This is a genomic window from Micromonospora sp. NBRC 110038, from assembly GCF_020884815.1.
In the GTDB taxonomy this organism is placed as follows: domain Bacteria; phylum Actinomycetota; class Actinomycetes; order Mycobacteriales; family Micromonosporaceae; genus Micromonospora; species Micromonospora haikouensis.
The window spans coordinates 1364973-1380645 of the sequence record NZ_BBOL01000001.1; the positions used below are offsets into that span (position 1 = coordinate 1364973).

Annotated in this window: 8 protein-coding genes and 1 CRISPR repeat array (1 of these 9 running past the window's edge); of the genes, 5 read left to right on the plus strand and 3 right to left on the minus strand. The window is 74.0% G+C overall.

The genetic code is table 11. The features are described 5' to 3' along the window. A CRISPR array of direct repeats spans positions 1-71; the repeat unit is 28 nt; unit sequence CTGTTCCCCGCGCACGCGGGGGTGATCC (it extends 814 nt beyond the left edge of the window). 977 nt (positions 72-1048) lie between these two features. Beyond that, the gene (locus LPU61_RS05500) at positions 1049-1423 is read left to right on the plus strand and encodes a hypothetical protein (RefSeq protein ID WP_229404316.1); all 375 of its coding nucleotides are present in this window, start codon (positions 1049-1051) and stop codon (positions 1421-1423) included. A 278-nt stretch (positions 1424-1701) separates the two neighbouring features. Here the strand turns inward: LPU61_RS05500 and LPU61_RS05505 are convergent, their stop codons facing one another. The 3 genes from LPU61_RS05505 to LPU61_RS05515 form a co-directional block, all read right to left on the minus strand. Then, positions 1702-1908 carry a DUF397 domain-containing protein gene (locus tag LPU61_RS05505; protein ID WP_229404317.1) on the minus strand — a complete coding sequence of 69 codons (207 nt, stop codon included), beginning with the start codon at positions 1906-1908 and terminating at the stop codon, positions 1702-1704. 144 nt (positions 1909-2052) lie between these two features. Continuing rightward, positions 2053-2247 carry a DUF397 domain-containing protein gene (locus LPU61_RS05510; RefSeq protein ID WP_043964297.1) on the minus strand — a complete coding sequence of 65 codons (195 nt, stop codon included), beginning with the start codon at positions 2245-2247 and terminating at the stop codon, positions 2053-2055. Then, entirely contained in the window at positions 2244-3011 is a 768-nt protein-coding gene (locus tag LPU61_RS05515) for a helix-turn-helix transcriptional regulator (protein ID WP_229404318.1), read from the minus strand. The genes LPU61_RS05510 and LPU61_RS05515 overlap by 4 nt, the downstream gene beginning before the upstream one ends. A 168-nt stretch (positions 3012-3179) precedes the next feature. On the opposite strand from LPU61_RS05515, the gene LPU61_RS05520 reads away from it, so the two are divergent. The 4 genes from LPU61_RS05520 (at position 3180) to LPU61_RS05535 (ending at position 15658) form a co-directional block, all read left to right on the plus strand. Continuing rightward, positions 3180-3590, plus strand: coding sequence for a DivIVA domain-containing protein (locus LPU61_RS05520; RefSeq protein WP_255699902.1), 411 nt, complete (start codon positions 3180-3182; stop codon positions 3588-3590). Further along, on the plus strand, positions 3583-3888 hold the full coding sequence (locus LPU61_RS05525; protein ID WP_229404320.1) for a hypothetical protein: 306 nt from the start codon (positions 3583-3585) through the stop codon (positions 3886-3888). Before LPU61_RS05520 ends, LPU61_RS05525 begins: the two co-directional genes overlap by 8 nt. Further along, entirely contained in the window at positions 3875-5086 is a 1212-nt protein-coding gene (locus LPU61_RS05530) for a helix-turn-helix transcriptional regulator (protein WP_229404321.1), read from the plus strand. Before LPU61_RS05525 ends, LPU61_RS05530 begins: the two co-directional genes overlap by 14 nt. A gap of 219 nt (positions 5087-5305) precedes the next feature. Then, positions 5306-15658, plus strand: coding sequence for a type I polyketide synthase (locus LPU61_RS05535; RefSeq protein ID WP_374199602.1), 10353 nt, complete (start codon positions 5306-5308; stop codon positions 15656-15658). Positions 15659-15673 lie beyond the last annotated feature (15 nt).

The following is a 15673-nucleotide window of genomic DNA, read 5'->3' on the forward strand; positions in this document are numbered from 1 at the left end:
GGGGTGATCCGGCCATTGAACTGTTGGAGGCCGCTGCCGTCAACTGTTCCCCGCGCACGCGGGGGTGATCCGCGTTTGGGCGTGACCGAACCAGGGCCGATGCGAGCTGACAAGCGCCGACGTTCCGACCATGCACGGACCTATTCGACCAGCCATCCATGATCTTCTCTCATCGTACTGACCCGATCTGCTCGACCTGGCGGGTGAACTGCTCTTGGGGGATCTTGGACACCTCCTGTCTACATGGGACGATAAGTGTCCAAGGTTGTCGGGGCGGGGTGACTCTTTATGGGCCGGTGCAGCACCCATATGGCGATGACGGCGACGAACTGTCCTGAAGAGGGCGGCGCTTCATTCGAGTCGTGGCCCGTCCGGCCGCCGTTGTGGCTACTCAGCTGAGGCAGCCGTCAACAACCAGGAGGCCACAACACCATGGCCGACTACATTTTCAGCGACGGCCCTGGCATGAACGCTGTCATCATGGCGCTCGCCGACGCCCTCTACGAGGCGGCGACCGACCAGGGAGCGGGCGCGTGAGCGGGGCAGCCTCGGGAGAGGACCACGCGGGGTCTGCAGCGACAACGACATGGCGGACAGCGTCCGCCATGTCGGCTACCGCTTGTGATCGCTCGCCTACGCTGGCATCCTGGCGTGGCGCTCCGGTGGTGGACCCGTCCAGCGAGACGCAGTCGAGTCCCAGCAGGCCGGGTAAGGGGTGGCGGAGACCTCTGTGGGCTGCCCGAAGGGACTGCCAGATCGTTTTGAAGGGTGGCGATGGGATGGCTCCGAAGCTCGGTCGGTCGGATGGCCCCAACACTCTGCTCAGTGACGCCCGTCGCCGACTTCTGTCCCCGAGTGGTTCAGGCCGACGGATGTCCCGGCAGGAGGTCGCCGAGGTGGTCAACGCCTACCTGCGGGCGACCTACGGCACGAGAACCAGATCGACACAGCATCAGCAGCCGTTCCTTGCCGACACTCACATGCATCTCAACAGCCAGATCAATGCCCTGGTGAGGGCAAGGGATTGACGTACCACAGGAGGGTCAGCGTGCAGGTCGAAGAACCGGGGCGTGCGTTCCGCGAGGCATGGATCGCCGGAGTCCGTAAGCGCTATCCCGGTGAACCGAAGCCGGGCTACGTCGCGCCCTGGGAAGCCACGCCCGAATGGGAACGGGTAAGCGCCGCCACAGTGTACGAGCAGGTTCGTCAGTTCATCGAGGTGGCCGAGGGTGCAACCGCAAAGTTGACCCGTGAACAGAAGGGTCGCTTCGTCGCCCTGTGCTGGACTGCGCAGATATTCAGGCACTTTCCAAACCCGAAGCCCTCCTACGTGGCCGACTGGTCGGAGATGCCAGAGTGGCAGCAGGAGACGGATTCGGACATCTTCGAGCACATCGAGCAGGCGCTAATCTCGATGCGCTGAACAGGAGCACGAACCGGCCGGCCAGTTTGAAAACTTGCGTTGGCAAGCGGTGATACTTGCGCTCGGCGGGGGCGCGGCGAGGCTTGCGCGCCGACGAGACAGAAGTCCAGCATTCGTCAACGGCAACAGCAGCCGCGACGCGCGAACCGCCGTTGGAGCCGCTGCGGCCCGCTGGAGGGGAACGAAGTCCTCTGCTTCGTCCACCGCCTGCGCTCGCACCTGGTGATCGAGGCGGAACGTGTCACGATCTAAAGATTGGGTGTCATTCGGTAAGTTGGTCAGCCTCGATCGAATTCCCCATCCTTGGCGCCTTCGATGAAAGCCGCCCACTCCTGGGGCATGAACACCAACGCTGGCCCCGATGGGTCCTTGCTGTCACGCAGTGCAACAGCGCTGGCGAGCCGGGCGACTTCTACGCAGTTGCCATTTGCGCCGCTGCGAGTGCTCGTCCGCCACGTCGCGGCACCCGTGTCCAGAACGCTCACTTTCGCCTCCCTCACACTCGGTGTATGTCGATCAAGTGGTCGAGGAGCTTCCGCGGGCAGCAGGCGATCGGAGCTTTATGGGGGCTACAAGAGAAACCCCAGGCCGCACTTTGCCGGGTGGTCTGGGGCTTCTCGTCGTGCTGATCAGCCGACCGGCCCGATCTGCTTGGCCAGGTTGACGAACGACTGCCAGTTGCCCGGCGTGAAGTCTAGGGTGCCGCCTTCACGGTCCTTCGTGTCCCGAACCAGGACGATGCCCGGCAGGTTGTCGGCGACCTCGACGCACGAACCGCCGTTGGAGCCGCTGCGGCTGCTCTTGCGCCACTTGGCGTCGGTCATGTCCATGTCTGCGCTGCTTCCTTGATCAGGCTGAGTGACTGCTTACGGGAGAACGCTTCGCCCCTGACCGCCTCCCACGTTTGCTGGAGGGCAACCAGGTCTTCCGCTTGGTCCACCACCTGTGCTCGCACCTGGTGATCGAGGTGCGCGACCACCGAGCCGTCGCCCAGTGTGCCCAGGATAAATCCACCCTGTAGGCCAGGGTAGAGCCCCGCGTCTTCACCAACCACGTGAATCTGTACGTGTGGCAGCTCAGCCATCTCAGCCAGGTGGGCGAGCTGCGCCTTCATCGCGGCGGGGTGACTCTTCAAGGGACGCCGCAGGACCATGACGTCGATGACGGCGACGAGCTGCACGGGCTTGTTGCTGTAGAGGATGGCGCTTCGTTCGAGCCTTGACGCGACGCGCTCTTCGATCTCGTTCGGGGCCAGGAGGTTGTGAGCCAGTGTTGCTCGCGCGTACGCCTCGGTCTGGAGTAAGCCGGGCACCCAGGCGTGCTCGAACCACCGTAGCGCGACTGCTTCGCGCTCCCAGTCGACCCACTTTCTCAGCCACTGCGGCTCGCGCCGCTTCAGGACATCGGGCCATAGGTCATTTATGTCCCGGCCCAGGACGGCGGCCACCGCCACACGTCGACGAGGTTGCGGCACGCGTCCCGGGGAGATCCACCGCGCTGCGGTCTTCGGATCCACCCCTGTCTGAGCTGCAAGACTCTCTGCCGTCTCGCCGGCCTCGGTCATGGCCGCTTGAAGTGCCAGGTTCATCCTGCCTCCAACATGGACGTCCCGAACAATCCTGAGCATATGACAACGTCGTGTACTGATCCCGTCGCTGTCGGCAACGTGTCGGGTAAGTGGCCCCCGCTGGTCGGAAAGTGTGAGGACAGGGTGGCCGGGCCGCGAAGCGTTCTCGACAGCGAAGGCCGGAGGCACATGGATCCCAAAGAAGATGAACCAGCCGGGCCGGTTGGGGAAGATCCTGCTATCGAGGGCGGTGCGGTCTACCAGTCCCGCCGGGGTCTGCTGACCCCTGCCGACGTCCGGTGGCAGGAGTTCCCGTTGACCCGGTTCGGTCGGCGCGGCTTCGACCCGGAGGCCGTCCGCAGGTTCCTGCGCCGGTTGGAGGCCGACCTCGACGCCCTCTACCGGCAGCTCGTCGCCGCCCAGGACGAGGCCCGCCGCCACCGGGAGGACGCGGCGGAACTCCGCGCCGAGCGCTGGCGGCCCGGCCCCTCGGCGCGGCGGCCCCGGAACGAGTACCGACGCCCGCCCCTGTGGCCGCCCTACTCGCCCCGCCGGCAGGGCTGCCACCGCCGGCCGGGGGAAAGGCCGGGCGATGACTGACTACCCGGCGCTGCACGGCCCGTCGCGGCCGGACTGGAACTGCCTGGTCTGCGGCGACCCGTGGCCGTGCCTGGCCCGTAAGCGCCAGCTCAAGGAGCTGTGCCAGTGCAACGTCAGGACCCTCGTCCGCTACCTGGCCTCGTACCTCCCCGACGCCCACGCGGAGATCACCGGCATGAGCAGCGCCGAGATAACCGACCGGATCGTCGGCTGGTGCACCCGGCCGTTGGAGATGTGGGCCGTCGAGGAGAGCCCCCGGGCCGTACCCGATGGGCGGTGGCGTCGTGACCAGCCGTGAGCCGCCGATCGGACGCCGGGTCGCCCGGCTGCGGGTCCGGCGGCGGATGACGCAGCAGATGCTCGCCGACCGGCTCGGCAAGTCGAAGAGCTGGGTCGACAAGGTCGAACGCGGGGTCCGCGCCCTCGACCGGTACACCGTCATCCAGGACCTCGCCGCCGTGCTGCGCGTCGACCCGGTGGCGCTGCTCGGCCGCGACGCGCTGCCGTCGCAGGCCGCCCGCGCCGCCGCGCAGGGCGTCGACGGGCTGCGCGCGGCCCTCGACCGCTACGACGCCGCTTTGGCCGGGCCGCAGGCGCGGCAGGCGGCACCGCCGGTCGGCGAGCTGGACCAGCGGATACGGCACGCCTGGCTGACCTACCAGCACGCCGACTATCCCCAACTGTTGCGGGTGCTGCCGGAACTGCTCGGCGAGACCCAACACGCCCACTCCACTCAGGGTGACGGCGCTGCGGAGCTGCTGGTGCAGGCGTACCGGATCACGTCGTCGGTGTTGGTGAAGCTCGGCGTGGGCGACCTCGGCTGGCTGGCCGCCGACCGGGCCATGGCCGTGGCCGCCGGCAACCCGGTGCTGGTCGCGACGGCCGCCGTGCCGCTGGGGCAGGCGCTGCGCGCACTCGGCCGGCCCCGGCCGGCGCTGGCCGTCACGGTCGCCGCCGCGCACCGCATCGCCCCCGAGGCGCGGCGCGACGGCTTGTCCCCGGGCCTGGCGCTGCACGGAACGCTGCTGGTCCAGGCCGCCCTGGCCGCCGCCGGAGCAGGCGACGAACGCGGCGCAGCGGAACTGGTCGACCAGGCGGCCCGGATCGCCGACGAGACCGGCGAGACCGGCGAGGAGCACGACCGGCACTGGACCGGGTTCGGCCCCACGGCGGTGCGGATGGCCCGGGTCGCCGCCGCCGTCGAGCTGGGCAACGGCGGCGAGGCGGCGCTCCTGCACGAGCGGGTCGTCGGCGCGGACCACTGGCGACGGTTGCCCGCCGAGCACCGGGCGGCGTACCTGCTCGACGCCGGCCGCGGGCACCTCCGGGCCGGCGACCCGCTCGCCGCCGGGCGGGCCCTGGTCGACGCGGACCGGACCGCGCCGGCCGAGGTCCGGTTACGGCCGGTGGCCCGTACGCTGCTCACCGACCTGGCGCGCCGCGAGCCGGTCCCGGCGGACGTGGCCCGGCTCGCCGCGGCCCTCGGGCTCGGGTGACGGCCGGACAGCGAGGCCCGGCCCAGGGGCCGTGGTAGGGGCCCGCTAGGGGTTGGCAGCGCCGTCCGGGGCCAAATACCTTCCTCCGGTACGTAGGACCTGGTCTGTGTTGCAGTGGTGTTTGTCTGGCAATTTCTGGTCGGTTCGTGGGCTCTGGTTTTTGCGGCTTGAGGCGTCTGTCGACGGTATTGGGCCGCCTGGTTTTTCCGGCCCGAAGAGGTGGCGGCAATGGCGACTGAGGACACTCTCCGGGAATACCTGAAATGGGTTACCGCGGATCTGCACCAGACGAAGAGGAAACTCGGGGAGCTGGAGGCGGCCCACCGGGAGCCCATCGCCATCGTCGGCATCGGGTGCCGGTTCCCGGGCGGCGTGCGGTCCCCCGAGGACCTGTGGCGGCTCGTCGCCGAGGGCCGCGACGCCATCTCCGACTTCCCCGCCGACCGGGGCTGGGACGTCGACCGGCTCGTCCATCCCGACCCCGACCACCCCGGCACCTCGTACGTGGGGCAGGGCGGCTTCCTCGACTCGGCCACCGAATTCGACGCCGGCTTCTTCGGCATCTCCCCGCGCGAGGCGCTGGGCATGGACCCGCAGCAGCGACTGCTGCTGGAGACGTCCTGGGAGGCGTTCGAGCACGCCGGCATCGACCCGGCGACGCTGCGCGGCCACCAGGTCGGCGTCTTCGCCAGCACCACCGGCCAGGACTACGCGGCGCTGCTCCAGTCGCCCCCGCCCGGCGTCGAGGGATACGTCCTCACCGGCACCGCCGCCAGCGTCGTCTCCGGCCGCATCTCGTACGTGCTCGGCGTGGAGGGGCCCGCCGTCTCCGTCGACACCGCCTGCTCGTCGTCGCTGGTGGCGCTGCACCTGGCCTGCCACGCCCTGCGGCAGGGGGAATGCACCCTCGCGCTGGCCGGCGGCGCGACCGTCATGTCCACCCCGGCCGCGTTCATCGGCTTCTCCCGGCAGCGCGGCCTCGCCTTCGACGGCCGGGTCAAGGCGTTCGCGGGGGCCGCCGACGGCACCGCCTGGGGCGAGGGCGTCGGCGTGCTGCTCGTCGAGCGGCTGTCCGACGCCCGCCGCAACGGCCACCCCGTCCTCGCCGTCGTGCGGGGCTCCGCCGTCAACCAGGACGGCGCGTCCAACGGGCTGACCGCCCCCAACGGGCCCGCCCAGCAGCGGGTGGTGCTCCAGGCGCTGGCCGGCGCGCGGCTCACCCCCGCCGACGTGGACGCCGTCGAGGCCCACGGCACCGGCACCAGCCTCGGCGACCCGATCGAGGCCACCGCCCTGCTCGCCACGTACGGGCAGGGCCGCCCGGCGGACCGGCCGCTGCGGCTCGGCTCGGTCAAGTCGAACATCGGCCACACGCAGGCCGCCGCCGGCGTCGCCGGGGTCATCAAGATGGTGCTGGCCCTGCGCCACGGTCAGCTTCCCGCCACCCTGCACGTCGACGAGCCCACCCCGCACGTCGACTGGACGGCCGGCGCGGTGTCCCTGCTCACCGAGGCGCAGCCCTGGCCGGCGGGGGAGCGGCCCCGCCGCGCGGGCGTCTCCTCGTTCGGGATGAGCGGCACCAACGCCCACGTGATCATCGAGGAGGCCCCGGCGGAGACGCCGGACGCCGCCCCGGCGGCCCCCGGGACCCCGCCCGCCGAGGCCGCCCCGGCGACCCGACCGGCCGGCCCCGCCCCGGTGGCGACCGCCGGCCTGGTCCCGGTGCTGCTGTCCGCCCGCGACGCCGCCGGACTGACCGCGCAGGCCCGCCGCTGGGCCGACTGGCTCGACGCCGACCTCGACACCGCCGGGGCACGGCTGACCGACCTCGGCTGGTCGTCGGTCACCACCCGGGGCGCGCTGGAACACCGGGCCGTCGTCCTCGCCGCCGACCGCGCCGACCTGCTGCGCGACCTGCGTACGCTCGCCGCCGGCGACACCGCCCCCGGCCTCGTCACCGGCTCCCCGCGTGGTGGGCAGGTGGCGTTCCTGTTCTCCGGGCAGGGTGCGCAGCGCGCCGGCATGGGCCGGGAGCTGGCCGCCGCGTTCCCGGTGTTCGCCGCCGCCCTCGACGAGGTGTGCGGGCACCTCGACCCCCGGCTGCCGAAGCCGCTGAAGACCGTCCTGTTCGCCGAGGCCGGCACGCCCGAGGCCGCGCTGTTGGACCAGACGGTGTTCACCCAGGCGGGCCTGTTCGCGGTCGAGGTGGCGCTGCACCGGCTGCTGGAGTCCTGGGGCGTCACCCCCGACGTGCTGATCGGCCACTCCATCGGCGAGATCACCGCCGCGCACGTCGCCGGGGTGTTCAGCCTCGCCGACGCGGCGACGCTGGTCGCCGCCCGGGGGCGGCTGATGCAGGCGCTGCCGGCCGGCGGGGCGATGCTGGCGGTCGCCGCTGACGAGGCATCCGTAGCCGAGTCGTTGGACGGGTTGCCCGGCCCGGTCGGGATCGGCGCCGTCAACGGCCCGGCCGCCGTGGTCGTCTCCGGCACCGAGGCCGCCATCGACGAACTCGCGGACCTGTGGACCGCGCGTGGGGTGCAGACCAAGCGGCTGAAGGTCAGCCACGCGTTCCACAGCCCGTTGATGGAGCCGATGCTCGCCGGGTTCGCGACCGTCGTGGCCGGGCTCGACCTGCGCGCGCCGACCCTGCCGATCGTGTCCAACCTGACCGGCGACCTGGCCGACCCGGAGGCGCTGCGCAGCACCGACTACTGGGTGCGGCACGTCCGCGAGGCGGTCCGCTTCGCCGACGGCGTCGAGCGGCTGCGCGCCCACGGCGTCGGCACTTACCTCGAGGTCGGCCCCAGCGGGGTGCTCACCGCCCTGACCCGGGAGGTCCTCGGGCCCGACGCCGACCCCACCGCCGCCGTGGCGCTGCTGCGCCGCGACCGCCCCGAGCCGGCGTCCCTGCTCACCGCGCTCGCCGAGCTGCACGTGGCCGGCGTGCCCGTCGGCTGGCGGGAACTGTTCGCCGGCGCCGACCCCCGCCGGGTCCGGCTGCCCGGGTACGCGTTCCACCGCGAGCGCTACTGGCCCGACCTGACGGCCCCGCCCGCCCCCGCCGGCACGGAGTCCACCGCCGACGCCGCGTTCTGGGCGGCCGTCGAACGGGCCGACGTCGACGCGCTGCGCGACCAGCTCGGCACCGCCCCGGCCGGCGACGCCGACCCCGTGGACACCCTGCTGCCCGCGCTGCCCGTCCTCGCCGCCTGGCGACGCGACCGGCACGACTCGGGCGTGGCGGACGGCTGGTCGTACCAGGTGGTGTGGAAGCCCGTGCCGGTCGCCGAGGGTGACCGGCCTGCGGGCCGCTGGCTGCTCGTGCTGCCCGCCGACGCCGCGCCCGCCTGGGCCGACGGCCTCGCCGGCCTGCTGCGGGCCGGCGGCGACGAGCCGGCGACCCTGCGCGTCGGGGCCGACGACCTCGACCGGGCCGCGCTCGCCGACCGGCTGCGCGCCGCCGTCGGCGACGCGCCCGTCGCCGGGGTGCTGCACCTCGTCGCCGGCCAGGACGCGCTGCTGCCCGCCCACCCCGGCACGAGCGTCGCCGCCGCCACCACCCTCGTGCTGCTCCAGGCCCTCACCGACCTCGACGTCGCCGCGCCCGTCTGGTGCGTCACCAGCGGGGCCGTCAAGGCCGGCCCCGCCGACCGGGTCGAGCATCCCCTCCAGACCCTGGTGTGGGGCCTCGGCCGGGCCGCCGCCGTCGAGCAGCCGCACCGCTGGGGCGGCCTCGTCGACGTGCCGGCCAACCCCGACGAGAGCGTGCTGCGCCGGCTCGCCGCCGTCCTCGCCGGCGGCAGCGGCGAGGACCAGGTCGCCGTCCGCCCCGGCGGCGTCTGGGGCCGCCGGCTCGCCCCGGCCGCCGCCCCCGACCGGCCCGCCGCCGACTGGTGGGCCGACGGCACCGTCCTGGTCACCGGCGGCACCGGCGCGCTCGGCGGCCACGTCACCCGCTGGCTGCTCGACAAGGGTGCCCGCCGGGTCGTCCTCGTCGGCCGGCGCGGCGCCGCCACCCCCGGCCTCCTCGACGGGTACGCCGACGACGGGCGGGTCACCGCCGCCGCCTGCGACGTCACCGACCGGGACGCCGTCGCCGCGCTGCTGGACACGCTGCCCGACCTGACCGCCGTCGTGCACGCCGCCGGCACCGACCAGCTCACCCCGCTCACCGGCACCACCCTCGACGAGTTCTCCCACGTCGTCGCCGGCAAGGTGCTCGGCGCGCTGCACCTGCACGACTGCCTCGCCGACCGGCCCCTGACCGCGTTCCTGCTGTTTAGCTCCATCTCCGGCGTGTGGGGCAGCGCCGGCCAGTGCGCGTACGGGGCCGGCAACTCGCTGCTCGACGCGCTCGCCGTGCACCGCCGCGACCGGGGCCTCGCCGCCACCGCCGTGTCCTGGACCGCGTGGGGCGGGGCCGACGGCATGGCCGCCAAGAACACCGCCACCGAGGCGCTGCACCGGATGGGCCTGCCCACCATCGACCCGCAGCACGCCCTCGTCGCCCTCGACCGGGCGGTGCGCCGGCCCACCCCCTGCGTCACCGTCGCCGACGTCGACTGGGGACGCTTCCACCCGGCGTTCACCCTCACCCGGCCCAGCCCGCTGCTGTCCGAGCTGCCCCAGGTGCGGGCCCTCGCCGAAGCCGACGCCGAGGCCGCCGCCGCGCCGGTCGGCGTCGCCGACGCCCTGCGCCACCTCGCCGACCTGCCCGAGGCCGAGCAGGAACGCGAACTCCTCGCCATCGTCAACGCGCAGACCGCCCGCGTCCTCGGCCACGCCACCGCCGACGACCTGCGCGGCCGGCCGTTCGCCGACCTCGGCTTCGACTCGCTCACCGCCGTGGACCTGCGTACCCGGCTCAACGAGGTCACCGGGCTGCGCCTGCCGTCCACCCTCGTCTTCGACCACCCGACCCCCGCCGACCTGGCCCGGCACCTGCGCGAGACCGCGTTCGGCGGCACCGCCGCCGCGCCCGCCGAGGCCCGCGTCGCCGCGAGCACCGACGAGCCCGTCGCCATCGTCGGCATGGCCTGCCGCTACCCCGGCGACGCCCGCAGCCCCGAGGAGCTGTGGCGGCTCGTCACCGACGGCGTCGACGCCATCGGCGACTTCCCCACCGACCGGGGCTGGGACACCCCCACCCCGGACAGCGGCTACGCCCCGGCCGGCGGCTTCCTCTACGACGTCCCGGCCTTCGACCCCGCGTTCTTCGGCATCTCGCCGCGCGAGGCCCTCGCCATGGACCCACAACAGCGGCTCACCCTGGAAGCCTCCTGGGAGGTCCTGGAACGCGCCGGCCTCGACCCCGGCAGCCTCAAGGGCAGCCGTACGGGCGTGTTCGTCGGCGCGTCCACCTCCGGCTACGGGACGGGACTCACCGAGGTGCCCGAGGGCACCGAGGGATACCTGATGACCGGCGCCGCGCACAGCATCATCTCCGGCCGGGTCGCATACACGCTCGGCCTCGAAGGGCCGGCCGTCACCGTCGACACGGCCTGCTCGTCGTCCCTCGTCGCGCTGCACCTCGCCGGTGAGGCGCTGCGCCGGGGCGAGTGCGACCTGGCCCTGGCCGGCGGCGTCACCGTGATGGCCACCCCCGGCACGTTCGCCGAGTTCTCCCGCCAGCAGGGCCTCGCCGCCGACGGGCGGTGCAAGTCGTTCGCGGCGTCGGCCGACGGGACGGGCTGGTCCGAGGGCGTCGGCATGCTCCTCGTCGAACGGCTCTCCGACGCCCGCCGCAACGGGCACCGGGTCCTCGCCGTGGTGCGGGGCAGCGCCGTCAACCAGGACGGGGCGTCGAACGGGTTGACCGCGCCGAATGGTCCGTCGCAGCAGCGGGTGATCCGGCAGGCCCTGGCGAATGCGCGGTTGTCCACGTCGGATGTGGACGTGGTGGAGGCGCACGGCACGGGCACGACCTTGGGTGACCCGATCGAGGCGCAGGCGTTGCTGGCCACCTATGGGCAGGATCGCCCCGGCGACCGGCCGCTGCTGCTCGGGTCGATCAAGTCGAACATCGGTCATGCGCAGGCGGCGGCGGGTGTGGCGGGTGTGATCAAGGTGGTGCAGGCGATGCGGCACGGCCTCGTCCCGGCGTCGCTGCATGTGGACGAGCCGTCGCCGCACATCGACTGGTCTGCGGGCGCGGTGGACCTGGTCACCGAGGCGCGGCCGTGGCCGGCGGTGGACCGGCCGCGTCGGGCGGCGGTGTCGTCGTTCGGCATGTCCGGCACCAACGCCCACGTCATCGTCGAGCAGCCGGAGGAACCCGCCGACGCCCCGGTCGAGGACCCCGCGCCTGGACTGGTCGACGCGGACGTCCTCGTCTGGCCGGTGTCGGCCCGGTCGGCGGCGGCGCTCCGCGACCAGGCCGCCCGCCTGGCCAACCACGTACGCGACCGCGACGCCCTCGACCCTGCCGCGCTGGCCTGGTCCCTCGCCACCACCCGCGCCACGTTCGACCATCGCGCGTCGGTGGTCGGGTCGGGCGTGGAAGAGCTGCTCGCCGGTCTGGACGCCCTGGCGAGTGGTCTGCCGGCGGGCAACGTGGTGTCCGGTGTGGCGTCGGGTCACGGTTCCGGGCCGGTGTTCGTGTTTCCCGGTCAGGGTGCGCAGTCGGCGCGGATGGCGGCCGGCCTGGTCGGTCGTGCGCCGGTGTTCGACGCGCGCCTGGCCGAGTGTCAGCGGGCCCTCGCCCCGTTCCTGGATGTCGACCTGGTGTCGGTGTTGACCGGCGATGACGAGTCGTGGTTGGAGCGGGTCGAGGTCGTGCAGCCGGTCCTGTGGGCGGTGGGTATCGCTCTGGCTGCGGTGTGGGAGCACGCGGGCGTGTCCCCGCAGGCGGTGGTGGGTCACTCGCAGGGTGAGATCGGCGCGGCGTGTGTCGCCGGGATCCTGTCCCTGGAGGATGCGGCGAAGACGGTGGCGCTGCGGTCGCGGGCCCTGGCGGTGCTGCGGGGGACCGGTGCGATGGCCTCGGTGGACCTGTCCGCCGACGCGGTCACCGAACGCCTCCACGCGTTCCCCGGTGTGGGTGTGGCGGCGGTGAACGGTCCCGCCACGGTGGTGGTGTCCGGGCCGCCGCAGCCCGTGGCCGACCTGGTGGACGCCTGTCAGGCCGAGGGGATCCGGGCCCGGTTGATTCCGGTGGACTACGCGTCGCATTCCCCGTCGGTGCAGGACGTGGCGGAACGCCTCCGCGCCGATCTGGCCGACGTCGCCCCCCAGCCGGGCCGGGTCCGGCTCGTGTCGACTCTGACCGGCGGCTGGGTTGAGCCGGAGAGCATGACGGCGGACTACTGGTACGACAACCTGCGGCAGACCGTCCAGTTCGACGCGGCCGTGCGGGTCGCTGTCGCGGCCGGGCACTCCACGTTCGTGGAGATCAGCCCGCACCCCGTGCTCACGATGCCGGTGACGGCGATCCTCGACGACGCCGGGGTCACCGGCCACACCCTGGGCAGCCTGCGCAGGGGTGACGACGACCCGACCCGACTGCTGACCAACCTCGCCACCGCGCACGCCATCGGCCTGCCCGTCGACCTGACCAAGGTCCTCGCCGAGGCCGGAATCGTCGACCTGCCCACCTACCCGTTCGCGCGGGACCGCTACTGGCTGCAGGGCAGCGGCGCGAGCCGGGCCGGGCTGCCGTCGGTCGGCCTCGACGCCGCCGACCACCCGCTGCTCAGCGCCGTGGCCGACCTGCCGGGCGACGAGGGCCTGCTACTCACCGGCCGGATCTCCCTGGCCACCCACCCGTGGCTCGCCGACCACGCCGTGCTCGGCACCGTCCTGCTGCCCGGCACCGCGCTGGTCGAGCTGGCCTCCTTCAGCGGCCGGCACCTCGACGCCGCCCACGTCACCGAGCTGGTCCTGGAGGCACCGCTCGCCGTGCCGGAGGAGGGGAACGTCGACCTGCGGGTCCGCGTCGGCGCGGCCGGCGAGGACGGCCTGCGGCCCGTCTCCGTCCACTCGTCCGTCGGCGAGGCCCACCCGTCCATGGGCGACGGCGGCGACCAGCCCGGGGCGGCCGTCCGGCAGTGGCAGCGGCACGCCCACGGCCTGCTCGCCCCCACCCGGCCGGTGGCCGTCGCCCCGGCCGCCGCGTGGCCCCCGCCCGGGGCGGAACCGATCGACCTCGACGCCCTGTATCCGCACCTCGCCGAGCAGGGCTACCACTACGGTCCGGTGTTCCGGGCGCTGCGCGCCGCCTGGCGGCACGGCGACGACCTCCTCGCCGAGGTCTCCCTCGACGCCGACGCGCCGGGCGACGCGGCCCCGTTCACCGTGCACCCGGCCCTGCTCGACGCCGCCCTGCACGCCATCGGCGCGAGCGCCCTCGGCCGCGCCGGCACCGACGGCGAGACCGCCGCCGGCACCGACGCCGACAGCACCGAGAGAAACGCCGGCAGCGACGTCGGGAGCCGTGGCGCGCAGCCGGGGCTGCCGTTCTCCTGGACCGGGGTGGCGATCGCGCCCACCCGGGCCCGCGAACTGCGCGTGCGGCTCACCGCCGCCGGCGGGTCGGTGGCGGCCACCGTCACCGACACCGGCGGCGTGCCCGTCGCCTCCCTCGACGCCCTCGTGCTGCGGCCGATCACCGCCGACCAGCTCAGCGCCGCCCGCCGCACCACCAGCCGGTCCCTGCACCGCCTCGACTGGGCCACCCCGGAACCGGCCGCTGGCCGGCCCGTAGCCCTCGCCGCACTCGGTCCGGCCGCCGCCGAAGCCTTCGGAGGAGGCGACGGGTGGCCGGGCGTTGACGCCTACCCGAGCCTTGATGCGCTGGTGGCGGCCGTGGCCGGCGGCGCGGCCCGGCCCGACGCGGTGCTCGCCGCCGTCACCGGGCAGCGCGCCGACGAGCCGGGCCCGGCGCGGGCTGCGCACCTGGCCGCCCACGAGGCCCTCGCCCTGGCGCAGGACTGGCTGGCCCGGCCGGAGCTGGAGGCGGCCCGGCTGGTCGTGGTCACCCGGGGCGCGGTCGCCGTGGCCGCCGACGACCGGCTCACCGACCTGCCCGCCGCGACCGTGTGGGGCCTGGTGCGCTCCGCCCAGTCGGAGCACCCGGGCCGGATCGTCCTGCTCGACCTGGACGACGATCCCCGGTCGGCGGCGGCGCTGCCGGCGGCCCTGGCCACCGGGGAGCCGCAGCTCGCCGTGCGCGCCGGGCAGCTCCGCGCGCCCCGGCTGGCCCGGCTCGGCCCGCCGCCGGCCGAGGCGGCGGCCCCCGACCTGTCCGCCGGCACCGTCCTGGTCACCGGCGCGACCGGCGCGCTCGGCCGGCTCGTCGCCCGGCACCTGGCCACCCGGCACGGGGTACGTGGGCTGCTGCTGGTCAGCCGCAGTGGCCCCGACGCCCCCGGCGCGGCCGACCTCGTCGCCGAGCTGACCGGCCTCGGCGTCGTCGCGCAGGTGGTCGCCGCCGACGTCACCGACCGCGACGCGCTCGCCGTGCTGCTCGACGAGGTGCCCGCCGACCGGCCCCTCGTCGGCGTCGTGCACGCCGCCGGGGTCCTCGACGACGGGGTGCTGCCGGCGCTCACCCCGGCCCGCTTCGACGCCGTCCTCGGGCCGAAGGTCGACGCCGCCTGGCACCTGCACGAGCTGACCGAGAAGCTGGACCTGGCCGCGTTCGTGCTGTTCTCGTCGGCGTCCGGGCTGTTCGGCGGCCCCGGGCAGGCCAACCACGCCGCCGCGAACGCCTTCCTCGACGCGCTCGCCCAGCATCGGCGCTCGCGCGGGCTCACCGTCACGTCGATGGCGTGGGGGCCGTGGGCCAACCCGGACCTGCCCGGCGGGCGGCCCGGTCACGTCGACGAGCGGCGGATGAGCCGGGGCGGCTTCCGCCCCCTCGACGCCGACGAGGGCATGGAGCTGTTCACCGAGGGGCTGCGCCACGCCGGCCCGGTGGTCGTACCCGTCGCTCTGGATCTCGGGGTGCTCGGCCGGCTCGGGCCGGCGCTGCCCCGGCTGCTGCACGGCCTGGTCCGCCCGGCCGGCGCGGCGGCACCGGCGGCGGCCCCGGCCGCCGACGCGGCGGCGGCGCTGCGCGACACCCTCGCCGCCACCCCGGAGGCCGAGCGCGACCGGGTGCTGTCCGACCTGGTCCGCACCCACGCGGCGGCGGTCCTCGGGTACGCGTCGCTGCGCGACATCGACGCCGACAAGGGCTTCGTGGAGCTGGGCTTCGACTCGCTGACGGCGGTGGAGTTCCGCAACCGGCTCACCGCCGCCACCGGGCTGCGGCTGCCGTCCACCCTCGTCTACGACCGGCCCACCACCACCGCCCTCGTCGGCTACCTGCGGGGCGCGCTGCTCGCCGAGCGCAGCACGTCCGCGCTGTCGGTGCTCGGCGAGCTGAGCAAGCTGGAGACGGTCATGCGGGCCGTCGCCGCCGACGACACCGACCGCGCCGCCGTCGCCGACCGGCTGCGGGAACTGCTGTCGGCGTGGACGCACACCGAGCCGGGCGCGGCCGACGACGGCACCGGCGACGGCGGGCTCGCCTCCGCCACCGCGGAGGAGATCTTCCACCTGCTCGACGACGAGCTCGGAACGGCCTGACCCGGATGTCCCGGA

Bases quoted from the DNA above. Each gene is read 5' to 3' on its own strand.
- LPU61_RS05510 (WP_043964297.1), bottom strand. From the start codon at position 2,247: ATGACCGACGCCAAGTGGCGCAAGAGCAGCCGCAGCGGCTCCAACGGC.
- LPU61_RS05525 (WP_229404320.1), top strand. From the start codon at position 3,583: ATGACTGACTACCCGGCGCTGCACGGCCCGTCGCGGCCGGACTGGAAC.
- LPU61_RS05520 (WP_255699902.1), top strand. From the start codon at position 3,180: ATGGATCCCAAAGAAGATGAACCAGCCGGGCCGGTTGGGGAAGATCCT.
- LPU61_RS05515 (WP_229404318.1), bottom strand. From the start codon at position 3,011: ATGAACCTGGCACTTCAAGCGGCCATGACCGAGGCCGGCGAGACGGCA.